General features: G+C 65.8%; 16 protein-coding genes. 10 read left to right on the top strand and 6 right to left on the bottom strand.

Features of this window, described 5'->3' with window-relative positions; all coding sequences use genetic code 11:
* Window positions 1–79 precede the first annotated feature (79 nt).
* Entirely contained in the window at window positions 80–2341 is a 2262-nt protein-coding gene (locus tag SSPN_RS0111495) for an ATP-binding protein (protein WP_010694649.1), read from the top strand.
* A 26-nt stretch (window positions 2342–2367) separates the two neighbouring features.
* On the opposite strand, the gene SSPN_RS0111490 is transcribed toward SSPN_RS0111495, so the two are convergent.
* The gene (locus tag SSPN_RS0111490) at window positions 2368–2850 is read right to left on the bottom strand and encodes an ester cyclase (RefSeq protein ID WP_029535224.1); all 483 of its coding nucleotides are present in this window, start codon (window positions 2848–2850) and stop codon (window positions 2368–2370) included.
* Between the two features lie 1082 nt (window positions 2851–3932).
* Between SSPN_RS0111490 and SSPN_RS43465 the strand changes: the two genes are divergently transcribed.
* Window positions 3933–4115 (top strand): hypothetical protein, encoded by a 183-nt coding sequence (locus SSPN_RS43465; protein WP_010694646.1) that lies wholly within the window; start codon window positions 3933–3935, stop codon window positions 4113–4115.
* A gap of 331 nt (window positions 4116–4446) precedes the next feature.
* On the opposite strand, the gene SSPN_RS0111480 is transcribed toward SSPN_RS43465, so the two are convergent.
* Both SSPN_RS0111480 and SSPN_RS59600 read right to left on the bottom strand, forming a co-directional pair.
* On the bottom strand, window positions 4447–5568 hold the full coding sequence (locus tag SSPN_RS0111480) for an esterase/lipase family protein (protein WP_010694644.1): 1122 nt from the start codon (window positions 5566–5568) through the stop codon (window positions 4447–4449).
* Window positions 5569–6200: 632 nt separating this feature from the next.
* On the bottom strand, window positions 6201–6359 hold the full coding sequence (locus tag SSPN_RS59600) for an LPXTG cell wall anchor domain-containing protein (protein ID WP_237710519.1): 159 nt from the start codon (window positions 6357–6359) through the stop codon (window positions 6201–6203).
* Between SSPN_RS59600 and SSPN_RS59595 the strand changes: the two genes are divergently transcribed.
* On the top strand, window positions 6307–6471 hold the full coding sequence (locus SSPN_RS59595; RefSeq protein WP_010313784.1) for a hypothetical protein: 165 nt from the start codon (window positions 6307–6309) through the stop codon (window positions 6469–6471). The genes SSPN_RS59600 and SSPN_RS59595 overlap by 53 nt on opposite strands.
* A 73-nt stretch (window positions 6472–6544) precedes the next feature.
* Here SSPN_RS59595 and SSPN_RS59590 read toward each other — a convergent pair whose 3' ends face one another.
* Window positions 6545–7900, bottom strand: a complete 1356-nt coding sequence (locus tag SSPN_RS59590; protein WP_237710518.1) for a hypothetical protein — start codon at window positions 7898–7900, stop codon at window positions 6545–6547.
* 34 nt (window positions 7901–7934) lie between these two features.
* Window positions 7935–8504, bottom strand: a complete 570-nt coding sequence (locus tag SSPN_RS59585; protein WP_010694636.1) for a hypothetical protein — start codon at window positions 8502–8504, stop codon at window positions 7935–7937.
* A gap of 446 nt (window positions 8505–8950) precedes the next feature.
* On the opposite strand from SSPN_RS59585, the gene SSPN_RS0111470 reads away from it, so the two are divergent.
* Window positions 8951–9508 (top strand): hypothetical protein, encoded by a 558-nt coding sequence (locus SSPN_RS0111470; protein ID WP_237710517.1) that lies wholly within the window; start codon window positions 8951–8953, stop codon window positions 9506–9508.
* Window positions 9509–9516: 8 nt separating this feature from the next.
* On the opposite strand, the gene SSPN_RS0111465 is transcribed toward SSPN_RS0111470, so the two are convergent.
* The gene (locus tag SSPN_RS0111465; RefSeq protein WP_237710516.1) at window positions 9517–10839 is read right to left on the bottom strand and encodes a right-handed parallel beta-helix repeat-containing protein; all 1323 of its coding nucleotides are present in this window, start codon (window positions 10837–10839) and stop codon (window positions 9517–9519) included.
* A gap of 19 nt (window positions 10840–10858) precedes the next feature.
* Here SSPN_RS0111465 and SSPN_RS0111460 point away from each other — a divergent pair, with 19 nt between their 5' ends.
* From SSPN_RS0111460 to SSPN_RS57630, 6 genes are all read left to right on the top strand, one after another.
* Window positions 10859–12076, top strand: coding sequence for a Dyp-type peroxidase (locus tag SSPN_RS0111460; RefSeq protein WP_237710515.1), 1218 nt, complete (start codon window positions 10859–10861; stop codon window positions 12074–12076).
* Window positions 12077–12687: 611 nt separating this feature from the next.
* Window positions 12688–13227: a DUF2020 domain-containing protein gene (locus SSPN_RS0111440; protein ID WP_029535221.1), complete on the top strand. Its 540-nt coding sequence runs from the start codon at window positions 12688–12690 to the stop codon at window positions 13225–13227.
* Window positions 13228–13302: 75 nt separating this feature from the next.
* Entirely contained in the window at window positions 13303–14217 is a 915-nt protein-coding gene (locus SSPN_RS0111435) for an IS982 family transposase (RefSeq protein WP_010694622.1), read from the top strand.
* Between the two features lie 658 nt (window positions 14218–14875).
* Window positions 14876–15181 (top strand): DUF6918 family protein, encoded by a 306-nt coding sequence (locus SSPN_RS43455; RefSeq protein WP_237710629.1) that lies wholly within the window; start codon window positions 14876–14878, stop codon window positions 15179–15181.
* A gap of 28 nt (window positions 15182–15209) precedes the next feature.
* Window positions 15210–16040 (top strand): class E sortase, encoded by an 831-nt coding sequence (locus SSPN_RS0111420; protein WP_010694618.1) that lies wholly within the window; start codon window positions 15210–15212, stop codon window positions 16038–16040.
* A complete protein-coding gene (locus SSPN_RS57630) occupies window positions 16041–16199 on the top strand; it encodes a hypothetical protein (RefSeq protein ID WP_010694616.1) in 159 nt (52 codons plus the stop codon). It abuts the gene before it with no gap.
* Window positions 16200–16202 lie beyond the last annotated feature (3 nt).

The raw sequence follows: 16202 nt of genomic DNA, 5'->3' as shown, positions 1-16202 counted from the left end.
ACACAGGCGTGTGGGTAACCTTCCCGCTGAGCGGACGAGTTTCGTTGGGCGTCGGCAAGAAATCGCCGATGTCAGGGAAATGTTGTCCCGCTCCCGGATGGTGACCTTGATCGGAGTCGGCGGTGTCGGCAAGACCCGGCTGGCGCTGCGCGCGGCAGTACAACTGGGCCGGGCCTACCGGGACGGCGCTTGGCTGGTCGAGTTGGCCGAGGTGCACGAGGACGAACTGGTCGTGCACACCATCGCCCAGGCATTGGGCATCCAGGACTGGTCCTCCCGCGGCGTGGAGGCCGTGCTCGCGGATTACGTCCGGGACAAGGACATCCTGATCGTGCTGGACAATTGCGAGCAGGTGCTGGGCGGGTGCGTAAAGGCGTGCACCGTGCTGCTCGACGTCGCCCCCGCGCTGCGCGTTCTGGCCACCAGCCGGCAGCCCCTCGACGTGTACGGCGAGCACGTGCTCGTGGTGTCCACCCTGCCGGTGCCCGACCCATCCGAGGTGGAGCGGCTCAGGGGCGCGGAGATGCCAAACTCGGTTCGCCTGTTCGTCGAGCGCGCCTCGGCTGCGGGCTTCCAGTGCGTGCGGGGCCATGAGGTCGTCATCGCGAAGTTGTGCCGGGAGCTGGACGGGATCCCCTTGGCGATCGAGCTGGCGGCTGCCCGCACGCGGTTCTTCTCGGTGGACGAGATCCTGGCCCGAATCGGGGACCGCTTCCGGTTGCTTGCCGGCGGCTGCCGCACGTCGGCGCGGCATCAAACGCTGAAAGCGACGATGGACTGGAGCTACGAGCTTTGCTCGGAAGAGGAGCGCATGCTCTGGGCACGGATGTCGGTCTTCGCGCGTGGGATGGATCTCAAGGCCGCGGAGGACGTCTGCAGCAGTGCCGATCTCACACCGGAGCGGGTTCTGGATCTGACGGCGTCGCTGGTCGACAAGTCGATCCTGATCCGCACGGAGGTGCCCGCCGGGAACGACACCGCTACCCGCACGCGCTACCAAATGCTGGCGACCGTCCGCGAGTACGGACTGAGCTTGCTGGGCGAGAGCGAGAAGCAGCAACTCCGCAAACGGCACCGGGACTGGTACCTGGGCCTGGCGGAACGATGCGCTCGCGAATGGTTCGGTCCGGATCAGCTCGAGTGGCGCGCGCGCATCACTGCCGAGCACGACAACTTGAGGGCAGCTCTGGAGTTCTGCGCAACGCAGCCCGGGCAGGTGCAGGCGGGGCTGCGCCTGGCGGGAGCGCTGTGGTTCTACTGGACGGCTTGCGGGTTCATCGCGGAGGGGCGGAAGTGGCTCGACCGCCTGCTGGCGCTGGATTCGCGGCCCACCGAAGCCCGGGCGACGGATCTGTGGGTCTGCAGCTGGCTGGCCTCCCACCAGGGCGACCTGGAGTGGGGGCGGGCTACGGCTGAACGGTGCAGTGCCCTTGCCGAAGAACTGCGGGATCAGGGCCTGGCCGCCTTCGGCATGCACTTGAGGGGCGTCGCCGCGATGGCCGAGGGGGAACTGGCGGAGGCGCGCGAGCTGTGCCTGCAGGCGTGGTCGCGGCACCGCGCGCACGACACGATGACCAGCCCAATGGTGATGTCGTTGTTCCAAGCGGGGTTGGTGGCGTGCTTGCAGGACGAGCCGGACCAGGCGACGGCGGATGTCGCGGAAGTCCTGCGGATCACGGCCGAGGTCGGCGAATCGTGGACCCGGTCGTGGGCGCTCGTGGTTCGAGGCCTCGCGTGCTGGATGCGGGGCGATCCCAACGCCGCGGTCGCGGATCTGCGCGAGAGCATCGGCTTCAAATCACGCCTCAACGATCTCTTCGGCCTCGGAGTTGCGGTCGAGGTCCTGGCGTGGTCGTACGTTTCCCTGGGCGAACACGCCCAGGCCGCGAGGCTGTTCGGCGTCCTGGAACGCATCTGGCCGCTCGTCGGGATTCCGCTGCTGGGTTCGCAGCAGCTGCTCGACTACCGGAAGAAGGCTGAAGGTGAGGCCCGCGCGGCGCTGGGGGAGAGCGCGTTCGGCGAGATCTTCGCGGAAACCGCGAAGCTGCCGCTGGAGCAGGGACTCGCGATGGCCATGCGGGGCAAGACCCGATCGGCTCCCGTGGCGCCCCCGGAAGCCCGCGGGCAACGTCCGGGCTGGCCGCTGACGCGCCGGGAGCTCCAAGTCGCCGAAGCCGTCGCCGAGGGGATGTCGAACAAGGAGATAGCGGCGCAACTGGTGATCAGCCAACGCACCGCGGAGACGCACGTCGAGCACATCCTCACCAAGCTCGACTTCGGCTCGCGCACCCAGATCGCGACCTGGTTGGCGGCACAACGAAACTCCGAGAGCACGACCTAGCGGCCGACGCGCGGTCAGGCGGACGGTCAGGCGGACGCCAGTCCGATTCCGGTGGGCGCGTTCTCCTCGCCGCGCATCTGGCGCAACACGGTCTCGTTGTCGAAGTAGATGCGCTCCGCGAGCAGCTTCTCCGGGGCGTCCGCGCGGAAGAGGTAGAACGCGGCCAGCTCGAACAGGACCGGCCGCCCCGCTGGGGGGATGCCGCAGTAGTCACCTTGGTGCGTCCCGCTGATCGTCACCTCGCGGACCGAGGAGCCGGGCGTGTCGTACTCGGCGTTCACGGTGACCCGGAAATCCGGAACGGCTGTTTCCAGCACCTGGTAGAAGTCCTGAACGCCCTGGAACCCTTCGTACCGCGTGCTCAGCGGCACGACGTCGTAGAAGGCGTGTTCGTCCTGGACGAATGTGCCGTACACGCGCAGCCAGTCGTGGGAGTTCTCCGCATCGACGTGCTCGGCGATCGTGCGGCGCTGCAATAATTCGATCCGCTGTCCATCGCTAATTGCCATGTCGGCCCCCCGGGTTGCTCAGCCACGGCTCGACCTCTGCCGCCGAGGCTACCTGCCGGGCATCCGTTTCCGCAGGTGAACGGCCACGCTACGGTGGGCTGCGCTCGGCACCGCGAGGCGCGCCCGGTGCAGAGGAGAAAGTCCCGAGATGGAAATAGGTAGTCGCTACGTAGTACTCCCGTAGTTGCCGGGGCCTTGCCGGGCGAAGCTGGTGCAGTACTGACCGACCCGCAACCCAGGAACCACCCCGATGTACGCAACCCGAACCAGCGCCGCGACGCCCACCGGGGCTCCCGCGATCCTCGCGTTCCGACCACGCGAGCCACGCTCCTCCACCCATCAACCCCAACGGCCACACGTGTACCGCAACCTGTTCATGGGCACTTGGATCTGCGACCAGGAGGGCACCCGAGCCAACCCTGGTCCGGACAGGGCCCGGACGGTGCACCGTACGCACCACGATGCGCTTCGCGCCGCGATCGGCGCGGACGTCCCGCAACATCGACTGAGTGCGTGACCCCGAAGACGGCCGCACGCAGACCCCGACACCAGGTAGCCCGACCATGTTCTTGAACCAGTGCACCGAAGAAGACCTCGACAACCGCGCCCGACGCGCCGAGCACCACATGAACCTCGCCCTCGAAGCACGGCGGGGGAACCTAGCCCAGCGCTACCGCTTCGAACGGCCCCCGCCGAGACCGGAAACCCGACTGGCAGTCCTGAGACCAGGGCGCGAATAGGGGCCGTTGCATCTCGAACAGCCCCTGCTTCCGCGCCGTGCTGGTCGGTCGAAGCCCAGGCTTCGACGAGCGGTCGTGCAGAACGGACCTTGGCCCCTGTGAGGGCGTGGCAGTCCGCTGGATGGTTATGGCGTTCGCGCCCCGGCGGAAACGGCGTTGCCGTCCGCGCCCGAGGATCGAGGACCAACCATGACAAGCTCAACGACCGCCCGGACGAAAGCGTCGACACCGGCGTCGAAGAGTGCCAGCGAAACCGGTGCTGCCCCGCCCGGTGCCACACGTCGTGCAGGTGAAGGCCCGCTCGCCGTCGAGAGGCACGTCGTACGGGTGGCGGTACCGGGAATGGGGACGATCCCGCTCCCCCCGCTGAACGAGCTCGCCTACCTGACCGGGGTAGTCGTCCTGGCCAGTACGGGGCTGATGTCGTGGCCGGTGGCGTTGACCATCGGAACGGGCCATCTGCTGGCGCACAACCGGCACATGCAGCTGCTGCGGGCCTTCGGCGAGGCCTTGGAGGAGGCTTAACCGCATCCTCAGCCGTCCGCAGGCGCTGTGCTTCGGTGGGGGCCATCGAGCATCGCCGGGCGGCCAGCGGCAGCCCGGTCGCGTTGATGTCGGTGGGTGGCGTAACGGTTGATCAGCGGGTGATCGACGGTGCGAGCCCGGCGGTTTCGTGCTTGCCACACCGGCGGCCGTGCATGCCTTGGCCCAGCCGTCCGCCCCCCGTTGTTTACGGCTGAACCCCCGACCGAGTCTGGGCCACTTCGGCGGCGCTACTGGCGGGGGTTGGCGTGGTCATCGGCGGGCAGGCTCGGGCCAGCTCCCGCCGCATCCCTGACCGGTCAAATCCAGGTGTTCAGACCTGATCGCGGTACCGGTGAACCAACTGGCGTGTATCGCACCCGATGCGATTCAGGCCGCAGCGCGGATGTGACCGTGGTGCGGAAATCGGGCCCGCACCACGGTCGGTCGTCACCGCGGTAGGTCGTCGCCCTTGTAGGTGGACCGCCTTGAAGGCCACCTTCAGCGGGGACCAGCCGTTCTCGGTGGTGTAGGGGCCGCCGTCCGCCCCGTGGTGCCAGTAGCGGAGGCAGTAACCGCCCGCACCGGTCAGCCGCCGGAGGTTGCCGTGGCTGACGTTCGGGTCCGAGCAGTCCGCAACCCCGTTGTCGTTCAGATCTTCGTCGTAACCGTACTTCTGGTGCGCGAAGTAGCCCTTGTCGATGCCGGAGTAGTACGACACGGTTTCGTCTTCCAGCGAGCTGACTAGGCTCCAGTCGATCCCGGCGGCCCACGGATCGTCCAAGCCGCGGTCGTTGCGGCCGGGCGCGGACTCGTGCAGCTTGTCGATGAAACCCGACCCGCCTTCGTCCGCCGGGGTCATCTGGTTCCACTGCCGGGTGCACTTGTCGTCGGGATCCGCATCGGGATTGCGGCACCCGTTGATCAGCCCCTGGTGCGGGGTACCGAGCGTGACGATGTCGTCCACCGCCACTCTGGGTGGGAAGCCGCTCCAGCCCTCGCGGGTGCCGAGCACTGCGACGCGGGTGATCAGGCCGCCCATCGAGTGCGCGACGATGTCGACCTCTTCGCCCTTGCTGGTGTACTCCTTGTAGATGTAGTTGGCGAAGTCCTTGGCGATTTCCTGGATGGGCCGCTCGCGGTCGGCCTGACCGTCGCCAATCACGTCATCGCAGAATGCCCGGTCGCCCTCGTAGTAGCCGATCGTCCGCATCGAGGAACGATCCCGGCCGCCCGCTTCCTGGTAGTACTTGAGGGCTTCGTCCCAGGTCGACCCGTTGCAGTTGGTGGGGGGATCCGGGTTGTAGCCGTGCACCAGCAGCATCGTCTTCTGCTCCGCGGCCGGCTCGATCTCACGACCGTCCAGTTCGGACGCCTGCACCGTCGCCGGTGCGCTGAGGGCGAGCCCCGCGGCAGCGATCGTGGCGACCGCCCCGCGCCATCGTCGGTTGATCATCAAGAAAACTCCCGTCGGTCGGGTTTCGACGCGGGCCCCCTTGCAGCACCCCGCCTCCGGCCGACATCGCGAGCCGCTCGCACCGCGCAGCGCCAGAAGGCTGGTCGCCCTCGGCATCGACACCCCCGGCCAGCGGACGCCTGATGTCGGTCCCGCCGACACTAGGCAAACCGCCTCGACATTCGTGGGAGAACGCGACGGGTTCGTTCCTCTGGAGCAGCCGGTTGGTCCGCTCGGCGGACATGACGCTGGAGGAGTGGGAAGCCATTTCAGGCGCCGTGATCCGTCAGCCATGCGGCTTCTCGCGTGTGGCACAAGAGCTACTCGCTAGATGCCGGCGGCGGAAGCGGCGAGGCACTCCCGTTACGAGGTGACGAAACCGCTTGGCAGCGACGGCCTGTTTCATGGAGCCGCGAAGCGAAAAAGTAGACCCAGATCGGTGGGATGCCGGTTGTGCGGGGAACGCTGGGCTCGTTCGGTGAGAGCCGAATTCGCCTGGCGCGGGCTGACCAAGTACGGGCTGTTTAGCCGCGACGAAGTAGGCCTCGCGGCTGTTCTCGTCGAGGGCATCCGACAGGCGGTCTGCCCGCCCGCGCCATTGGCGGATCGCAGGCGGGCAGATCACCCGGTTTTCAGCGTTGCTTGGCGCGACGCTTCCGGCTTACGAACACGAATGCCGCGCCCGCACCGAGGAGCACTACGCCGAGGAAGATCAACTCTGGCAGGCCGGAAATACCGGTGTCGGCCAGCGAGTCCGTCGGCGTGTTGGATGGGGGTGGTGTGGGAGGCATCGGGGTCGTCGGAGGCGTAGAGGCAGGCGGCGTGGACGGTGGCGGTGTGGACGTCGGCGGCGGGGACGTCGGCGGTGCCTGTGGGATGTACACGCCGGCGTCGATCGTGTGATCGACTCCTCCTGGGTTGGCGGGCGCCGTGACAGGTGCGTATCCGTTGCACAGCTGCCCGGTGGTCGGCGGGATCACGTTGGAGTCATGTGCCCGGTCTCGGTTGCCGGCGGCTGGTCTGGCACCTCGCTGGTGTTCGCGGTACACACGTCGAACTGCACGGTGTACTTCGCACCCGGTGTGAGCTCGTAGGCGGCGCCGACCCCACCGAAGTAGTACTCGCCGGCGGCGTCGGTCTTGGTCGTGGCGACTTGCTTGCCGCTGGCGTCCAACAGGTTGATCGTCGCACCCGGCAGCGGCACGTCGAACCACACCACGTTGCCGATCTGGACCGGCGCATTCGCCGCCGCATAGGCGATATCGCCGAGCCCGCCACCCTTACCGAATCCATTCTGGCCCGAAGCGACGAACTGGTACCCGTTGGCGGGCGGGTTGTTACCGGGCCCCTTACCGGTCTCGACGTTGTAGTAACCGGTCCCGTCAGTGCTGTAGTTGCCGGCCGGGTCCATCTCCGTGCTGATGACCCATTGCTGCTGCGGAATGTAGGCAACCGCCCCTTGTGCGGCTTCCTGGTGCGCCCCGGGGGTCTGGCTCGGGGCACCCTTGACCGGAACGTAGTCGCCCGGGAAGTATTCGACGACGCCGCTGTTCTGGCCGCCGCCGGTGGCAAGGTCCGCGTGGTTGGGGCAGTTTCCGGTGCCTTCCCACAAGTATCCACCGGTGGGCTTGGCGCAGGCCATGTTGATGTCACCACCGGACATGCCGGTTTCCGGGGTGGTGTTGCCCGGCCGGGGGTCGATCCCACCCGAACTGATCACGTCCATGAACCGGTCGCGGAAACCCAGGATCATCGAGCCGTCACGTGTGAAGGCGAGGCTGGCCAACTCAGGCTGCGGATTGATGGAGACGTTGTCCAAGCGCAATTCGTCCCAGGTCGACAGGTTGGTGTTCCACGGGTTCCAGTGGTTGTTCTGGGCCTTGCCAGGCCTACCGTGGTAGACGTAACCGCGCTCACCAGTAAGCGGCTGGGTCAGCACCGTGGTGAATTGCCTGCCGTCGTAGGCGTAGACAACAGCATTCAGGTCTGTGCGCTTCTGCGTGCTCTCCGCATTACACACGCCACCGACGTAGAGCGTGTTGTTGTGCGTTTCAAGCCCGAACGGCCGCCAGTCGGTGGGCGCCGCGCAACCCGGGTCCGGAATCGGCACCACCGCTTTGGGTTCTGATGCGGTGGCCCCGGTCGCATTGAAGCTCACCAAGGTCCGGGTCAGCAGGTTCACCGCGTACAGGGTCGAGCCGTCCTCCGACAGGGCCAGGCTACCGATGCTCTCTTTACCCGGCGCGTTGGTGAACCCAGCGTCCTTGTTCATGTCGGCCGTGTTGTGCGGCGTCACCACGGCGCCCGGCACCTTCGCGAACAGGGTTGGCACGCCGCCACCGTCGGCCGGCACGGTGTAGATGGCGTCACCGCCATCCGGCCCGTACAGGGCGTACCGCCGGGCTCTGGAACAGTCGGTTCCGGTACTTGTCGTAGGCCAGCCCGAAAGTCGTGCCCACCTGGGATTGCGTGGTGAGTGTGGTCGGACACGCTACCTCGCTGGGACACGTACCCCGGCGGTTCGCCCCGAACGCCACCAATGACCGGGTGTCTGTCCCACCAGCGGCATTCTGGATCGGCACGAAATACCGGGAAGAAGCCGGCGCCGCCCGCAAATAATTGCTGTAGGGAGCCGGAACAGTGACATCGACGCGGTACTGGCCGCCGGTCAGCACGGTCGACGGCGACACCACGAACTTTCCGGTGGCATCCGTGATGCCGGTGACGTGATGGCCAGCCGGGTCGGTAACGTCAACCTTCATACCCTGCTGCGGCACGTCCATTGTCGTGTTGATCACGCCTGTGCCGAAGAAATCTCGCAGCACCTGAACCGTCAGTGTGCCGTCAATTGCCGAAGCGGCAGCCGCCCAAGCCGTCCCCATAATCGGGCCTGTGGCGCTGCCTACCAGTAACAGAACGCTCAAGCCCAACCGCACCAGCCGCTTCGATCCTCTACTGGCTCGGGTCATAGCTCGCTGCCCCCTTGTCATGATGAACAAGCCCTCTTCAGGCTGAACAGCCGCTTCGTAGCTCAGGTGACACGCCAACCCCGAAAGATCATCCCGAACCGCTACATATAACCAGAACGCCTTGCGGCTGCCAAGATCCCTGATTTAGGGGCACATCGCCGGACCTGTTAGCGTCGCGCCGCGTGCGGAGCATGAGAGTCCGGCAAGGTTTCCTGCGGTGCGGTGCTGGCCTGCGTCGATGGCTGCGGCCACGCTGGGTGGCGGCGGTTATTGGCATTGCGGGTGCGGCGGTGGTCGCGTTTCTGGTCATTGGTAACGGTTCAGGTCCTACCGGTCCACGTGTTGTGTCCTCGGATGAGGCGAACCGGTTGGCGGTTACGCGGTTTCGCAATTACCAGGCGGGGGGTCGCGCGGTGACGATCACTGTGCCGAGTGCCGCTGGTGGGTTGGTCGTCACAGGGTCCATCGATTACCGCGCCCGACTCGGTTATGGCGTGGTGCACGGCACCGGGCGCGATACGTCCAGCGGCGGGTTGATCGAGTGGACGGGTGCCACGGTGTTTGTCCACCCGATGGCAAACATCCCGGCGGCAGCACCGGCATCGCCGCCCGGGTCGGGTTGGTATAGCCGTTCGCTGCAAACGACCGGTAGTGCGCTGGACACGTCGTTGGCCATTGCGCTCAGTCTCGGCAGTGACCGGCCTGACAACGCCGCGCTACTGCCGCAGAACGGTGCTACCTGGACTGGGCAGGATCGGTTGGACGGCCATCAGGTGGACGTCATGACCGGGCCGGACGCTGGTGCCAAGCCTGGTACGGCGGGCAGCGTGCGCTACTGGATCGGCTCGGATGGGACCATGTATCGGGTTCAGGTCGATGTGGCGTCCGAGCCGCAGCCGGTGGTCATCGATTTCGGCACCGGGGAATATGTTCCGGTTCGGCCGGTACCCGGCGTCAGCCCGCCGCCGTAGCCCGCTGCTCAGGATGTGTGCACCAGTGCACTGCCGGCGAGCAGTGATGGTGACGGCAGAGGGATGGTTGCGGTGTCCGGTAGCGCCGGTACGGCCGGTACGGTCGTGGCGCCGGTGGTGGTGGCGTTCGGGAACTGTGGTTGCGCGTCGGGCACAGCCACATCGGTGAACGGGATACCGCCGGGTGCCTTCGGCATCGCCCACGTGCCGGACGGCGTGGGCGACTGGGCAGGAACCGGGCAGGACGCGGTCGTTGTGAGCTGAGCGGGCACTGTCGTGCGCAGATCATTGGCGTGCAGGCAGTTACCCCGTCCCTGCGTGGCGGTGGTAAACGTCCAGCCGACGTCAATGCCGTTGGCGGCGAAAGTGTTTTCCGTGATCTGGTTTCCGTCCGGTGGTAGGTCGGCGGTTGCGGTAAGAACCATCCCGGCGTTGATATTGCCGGCGATTCGGTTTCGGCTGAACTGATTCTCGCTGCCGCCGTCGATGCCGATGCCGATGCCCCACCCACCGTCGGCCTGCTCGGGGGTCGATGTCTGCTGGTTGCCCGCGACCAGGTTGCCGGCGACGACGGAACCCCGCTGCGGGAGCAGCTTCTCCTGATGGTCGGAGTTGATGGTGAGTCCCACCCGGTTGCCGACAAAACGGTTACCGACCACGTACATCTCGCCGCTGGCGTTGGTGCTTTCGTAACCGACCGCGTTGAGTTCGGCAATGTTGTACCGCACCACGATATTGCACGGCTTACACTGCCCGACATAGATCCCCGAGTCAGCCGCACCTGACGTGTACGAGTGCTCAATGACACCGTCCTGCGCGGAGAACACGTAGATGCCGTACAGCCCGTTGCGGGTCGCGGTCACATGGGAAACCAGGAACGATTTCAGGAAAGTGACGGGCTCGTTGCCGGTGTCGTAGCCGCCGCTTGTCCCCGGTAATCCGGCAACCGCTTTCGCCGAACCGGTGACCAGTACCCCGTTCTGCGTGTTGTTCTCCACGGTCAGGTTCTCCACGGCCACCCCGGGTGCGGCGACGACGATGCCGTTCGGCTGCTGCAACCGCCCGTCGATAATGACCTTGTCCCGGAACTCGCCACGAAGAGTAATTTGAGCCGTGGCGATCTTCACGGACTCATGGTATCGGCCCGGCGCGACCAACACGAGGTCACCGGGCTGAGCGAGAGACACCGCAGCCGAGATCGTCGGGGCGTCAGCCGGCACTCGGATCGTCACGTGCGCACCGGCCGGTCGTCGGCCCTGGCCCGATCCGTCATCGCCGGCGCCGCAGCCGGCCAAAAGGAGTATCAGTGTACCCAGCACCGCGACTGTCACGCGAAGACCGAAACGAGGCATGATCGCAGTTTGGCATGGACGCCGGATTCGCCTGTGGGAGGGCGGATATGGCACTCTCCTTACCGTGAGCCGAGCCGATTATCGCCCGTCACGCCGCGCGTTCCTCGGTGTCACCGGTACCGTGATGACCGCCGGCCTCGCCGCCGGGTGCGAATCGGGCTCCCCTCAGCCGGGCCAACTTGATGCCCCCGCGTCAACCACGCCGGTGTCACCGACGGGCCAGTATCAGGCGGGCATCACGCTCCCGCAGCCAGCCCAGCCCAATCTGCTGGTTGTGGTGGCCGACCTCGGCGAATCCGTGGCTGTCGGCCCATTATTGGCCGACCTCGGCCAGGCCATCCGCACGCTCACCGCGGGTACGGATGCACGACTGCTGGGCCTACCGCCGGGCGATCTCACCGTGACGATCGGAGTAGGCCCCCGACTGGTGCGCATGGTCGATCCTTCCCTGCCCGGCGCCGTGGATCTCCCACAGTTCTCCCGCGAGCAGATCGCCCCGCAGGCACGCGGCGGTGACCTGTTGATACAGATCTGCGCCAGCGACGCCTTGGTATTACCGATCCTCGCCGCCGCGCTCTTGGACCAGGCTGGTGACCGGATACACGAACGCTGGCGGCAGTCCGGGCGTCGCGGTTCGAACATTCCCGTAGATCAGGGCCTTACCGCGCCACGAAACCTGTTCGGTTTCATCGACGGCATCGTGGGTCCGCACACCACCGCCCAAGAACAACGAGACCTGTGGCTGGCCGGGCCGGCTCCAGTCGCCGGCGGCACCATTGCCGTACTGCGACGCATGGAACTCGATCTGCCACGGTTCGCCACGCTGTCCGTTGCCGACCAGGAAGCGGTCTTCGGTCGGTACCGAGCCACCGGCGTGCCTCTCTCCGGTGGCACCATCACCTCGGACCCGGACCTCGGCGCCAAAACGCCGGACGGACGCTACCTAATCCCGGCGGACGCCCACGTCCGCAGAGCGCACTCCAACGTCGTTGGCGTCGGCCTCATGCTCCGTCGTTCCTACAGCACCGATGAACCCGCCCCCGGCCTGCTTTTCATCAGCTTCCAGAACGACATACGAACATTCACCAACACCCTGACCCGGATGGATAATTCCGACGCACTGCTGGAATTTACCACCACTACCGCCAGCGCGACCTTCCTGATCCTCCCCGGTTTCGACGAGCAACACCCGCTTGGCGCCACGCTGTTCCACTGAACTGGTCGACCACAGTGGACCGTTGTGAATCAGGATCCATAGTGGACGTCAGAGCCCACCAAGCTCGTAAGCCTGCATCAGCGTGTCCTCGTGGCTGGACGCCTCTAGCTTGCGGTAGACGCTTTTCACCTGCGTGCACACGGTGTGGACGATATGACGAGTGTGCGCGTGACCTCCGCGATGGTTCTGCCGGAGTTCAGTTCGGTGGGTACCGCATGCTCGCGGTTGGTCAGCTCGACCAGGTGGACGCGTTCCGGGAACATCGGCCGGGCCAGCTCCAGGAGCCGCGCTGCCTTATCGGTCTGATGTTGCTCCACAAGGTGGTCGCCGCGCCGCGTACGAGTGACAAAGATGAGACCCCGCCAGTCAATTGAGCTGACCAGCCGTGTGCACACTCCCGATGAAGTGCTCTCGCTCGCCGCCGCCATCCCGCTCGACGCCCCGACCCGCCGCCATCGAGTCCTCGGCGGCGCGATCAACGAATACCTGCCTGAAGCAAACCACAAAACACCAGCCCACAGGCAGAGTCGTGAAAATTGGCCCGGTACAAGGCGCAGCCTGCTAGAGGGGTCACACTCGACGACCCGTCTTCGGTCGGGAGAATGCGGGCCATGCGACGAACCATGCTTGCCCTCGGGATCACCGCCGCCCTCACAACGGCCTGCTCGCAGACAAGCCAGTCCGCGCCCACCGGCACGCCGCCCACCAGCACTACGCCGACAAGCACGGCCACACCGGTCCAACTCCCGCCCGATCCGCAACCCACCGGCGCCGGGCCGTGCCCCTACCTGACCAATACCTTCGTGGCCGACGCGAACGGGCAGCGCGTGTCGAAGGTCCAGATCTCGGCGGACAAGCCACACCCGGCGTGCTTCTTCTATGCGCTCACCGGGGAGCTCCAACTCGCCGTTCGGGTGTATTCCGGCGACCCGGCCGTGGCGAAGGCACTCGTCGACAAGGCGGCGCCGGTGGACACGAGCAACCCCGCGACCGAGCAGGCAGGCTGGCAGGGCGGCTACCAGTCGACGGAAAGCGGCGCGGTATATGCCGTGGTCAAAGGCGGCGCGGCGATCATCGTGACGACCAACCAGAAGCTGACCGTGAAGGCGAGAACCGTTGCCAAGCAAGCGATTGCCGCTCTCGCACTCTAGATGATTGATTCCGTGAAGATCATGTGAAGTGGGGCCGGGATGTGGACATGGGAGGAGGGCGTCCAAGATCAATGTGTGAGCAATGACCTAGACACCCTCCTGACAGCACTGTACGTGCTGGTCGACGACCATGTGGCGCCAGCCCGTACCGGCCGTGGTCGCCGACCCGAACTGACCGACAGCGAACTCGTGTGCCTGGCGGTGGCCCAGGTACTGCTGGGTTACCACAGCGAACGCCGCTGGATTCGGCATATCCACAGCACTCCGCAGTGGCGGGCGATGTTCCGCTTCCTGCCGAAACAGTCCGGCTATCACAAACGGCTCAAATCTGCGGAACCGTTGCTGTGCAAAACCATTCTCATACTGGCCTCGTGCTGCCCGTCCTGGTTCGACGATCTGTGGATCACCGATGCCACCCCCGTGCCCTGCGGCATGTCCCGGGAAACCGTCAAACGGTCCGATCTGGCCGGGCACGCCGGCTACGGCTACTGCGCCTCCCACTCCCGGTTCTACTGGGGCCTCAAGCTCTACCTCGTCTGCACCGGCGACGGCATGCCGATCATGTGGTGCCTGGCCCACCCCAAAATCGGCGAACGCCAGGTCCTCGCCGCGCTGCTCGACCACAACCACCCACTCATCCGAGACGGCCAAGTCCTCTTGGCAGACAAGGGATTCTCCGGCAAATCCTTCAAGGAACTCACCGAGGAAAAGGCTGTGCGTCTGCTGCGCCCGGACCGCAAGGACGAGACCTATCGCAACGGCAACCTCGGTGGCGTACGCCAGTGGATCGAGTCAGTCAACCAGACCCTCAAAGGCCAACTCGGCCTCGAACATCACGGAGGCCGCACCCCAGCCGGCGTATTCACCCGCGTCGCCCAACGCCTGCTCGACATGGCAGCCGGCATCTGGCACATCGCGTGTCCTGACGGACCATCATCGCCAGCCCTGCAAGGGGTTTTCCCGAATCACATGTCAGGCATCCCCGGCTGATTGGGGAAATCCCGACACACTCGGGTGGCCATCGGTCAGGCTGCAACGAGCGAGGCACTGACCCCAGGGCGTGTGCAAGGTTGACCTATCCGGTTTAGGTAGTTTCGGGCGGGAAGGTGGGTGGCAGGTTGCCCAGGTGGGTGGCAGGTTGGCCAGGTGGTGGACCGTTTCGATACCGGCGGCTGTGCCGTTCGGTCGGCGCCAGCGCCATATCCGGTTCGCAAGTTTCCGTCCAGAACAAAGACCTTCCAGGCTGCGGGTCCTGGCACGTCCGTACCCGCCCACGATTTCCATTGAAATTGCGGAGGTTGTCCACAGGCATCGGCGTGTCGGGATGCGACACGCCGACGGTCCGCAAGTTCCATTGAAATCGAAGGTTCGATTTCAATGGAACTTGCGGCTTCTCTCCGCCGAGGCGGACTCGATGAACGTCTTCGCACCGGGAGTCACACGACCCCGCAAGGACTCGACTGTGAGGGTGGGCCGGTCAAGCACAACCCGAACCAGGGAAGCCAAGAACACAAGAGCGCGGCTCCTGGACAGACCGTCACGGCTTGAACAACCCGATTGATCTCCCACCGGAAACCGCGCCCTCGTCTCGCGTCCCACCTGGACAAAACCCGCCGCAACCCTCAGATCAACCTTGCACACGCCCTGGCTGACACCCCAAGGAAATCTACTCGACTCCAGCAGGCGCCCGGCCGTCGTGGCCGACCAGGAGAAGGTGGTTGATGAAGAGGTGGCGGACAAGGACAGCGTGTCGGGTGCCGTGATCAAGACCGGGTTCACGGCAGTCATGGGCGTCACCGACCCGCGCGCGGTGGCGAAGAGCAGCCGGAAGAGCATCAAGAAGGTGCATGAGAAGCCGCGCCTGAACGGGAAAAGAACGTCTCGGATGCGTCGGCCCGGCAGCGGGCACCTTGGCTGGCGACTCCGCGTACACCCCCTGCACCCGACACGCTAACGTAAGCGAGTTTCAGAAAGGAGCACGCGTGACGATTCTGGAAGCGCAGAAGTCATCGGGGGGACTCGGCGTGAAGATCGTGCGAAGCTTCGGCGAGTTGCTGATCACCGCTGGGCTGATCGTCCTGCTGTTCATCGTTTATGAGCTGTACGTGACCGACCTCTTCTCGGCGAAGAAACAGGCCGGCGCGACGACGACGCTCAACGGGGACTGGGCACAGGGCCGACAGCCGCATCCCGAACTGATCGACGGCAAAGCGTTCGCCAAGCTGTACATCCCGAGCTTCGGCGCCGACTACCGCTTCACCATCCAGGAAGGCACCGGAGCGGCGGCACTGGAGGTCGGGCCGGGGCACTACAAGGGCACCGCGCTGCCCGGCGAACCAGGCAACTTCGCGGTCGCCGGGCACCGGGTCGGCAAGGGTGCGCCCTTCAACGACCTGGACCTGCTGGGCTCCTGCGACGCGATCCTGGTGGAGACGCAGACCGACTTCTTCGTCTACCGCGTACTGCCGCACTCCGACGAGATCGCGAACTGGTCGACCGGGAAGGGCGCGCAACCGCAGTGCGCGCATGTCGGCACGCTGCGGACGAAGGGGGCCGACGGCGGCCCATACGGCGAGACCTATGGCCGCGAGATCGTCAGCCCGAAGGAGGGCGATGTCGTGGCACCGGTGCCACACAAACCGCCCGACATCCTGCCGCCCCCACAGCAGGCCGCACTGCTCACGCTGACCACGTGCCACCCGCAGTTCTCCAACCGGCAACGGCTGATCCTGCACGCGGTGCTGACCAATCAGTTCCCGAAGACGGCCGATGCCACGTATGCCCAGTTGTTGCAGGCGATCGGGGAGGCATAGATGTACGGCTGGATCTGGCGTCACCTCCCCGGGCCGCTGGGCGCGAAGTTGGTGCTCGCGCTGCTACTGGCCCTGGGCGTGATCGCGCTGCTGCTGTTCGTGGTCTTTCCTTGGCTGGAACCGATGCTCCCGTTCAACCAGGTCTCGGTCCCGAACTAACTT

Origin of the sequence: Saccharopolyspora spinosa NRRL 18395 (genome assembly GCF_000194155.1) — a bacterium.
Classification (GTDB): domain Bacteria; phylum Actinomycetota; class Actinomycetes; order Mycobacteriales; family Pseudonocardiaceae; genus Saccharopolyspora; species Saccharopolyspora spinosa.
This window is presented reverse-complemented; position numbering and strand designations above follow the sequence as displayed.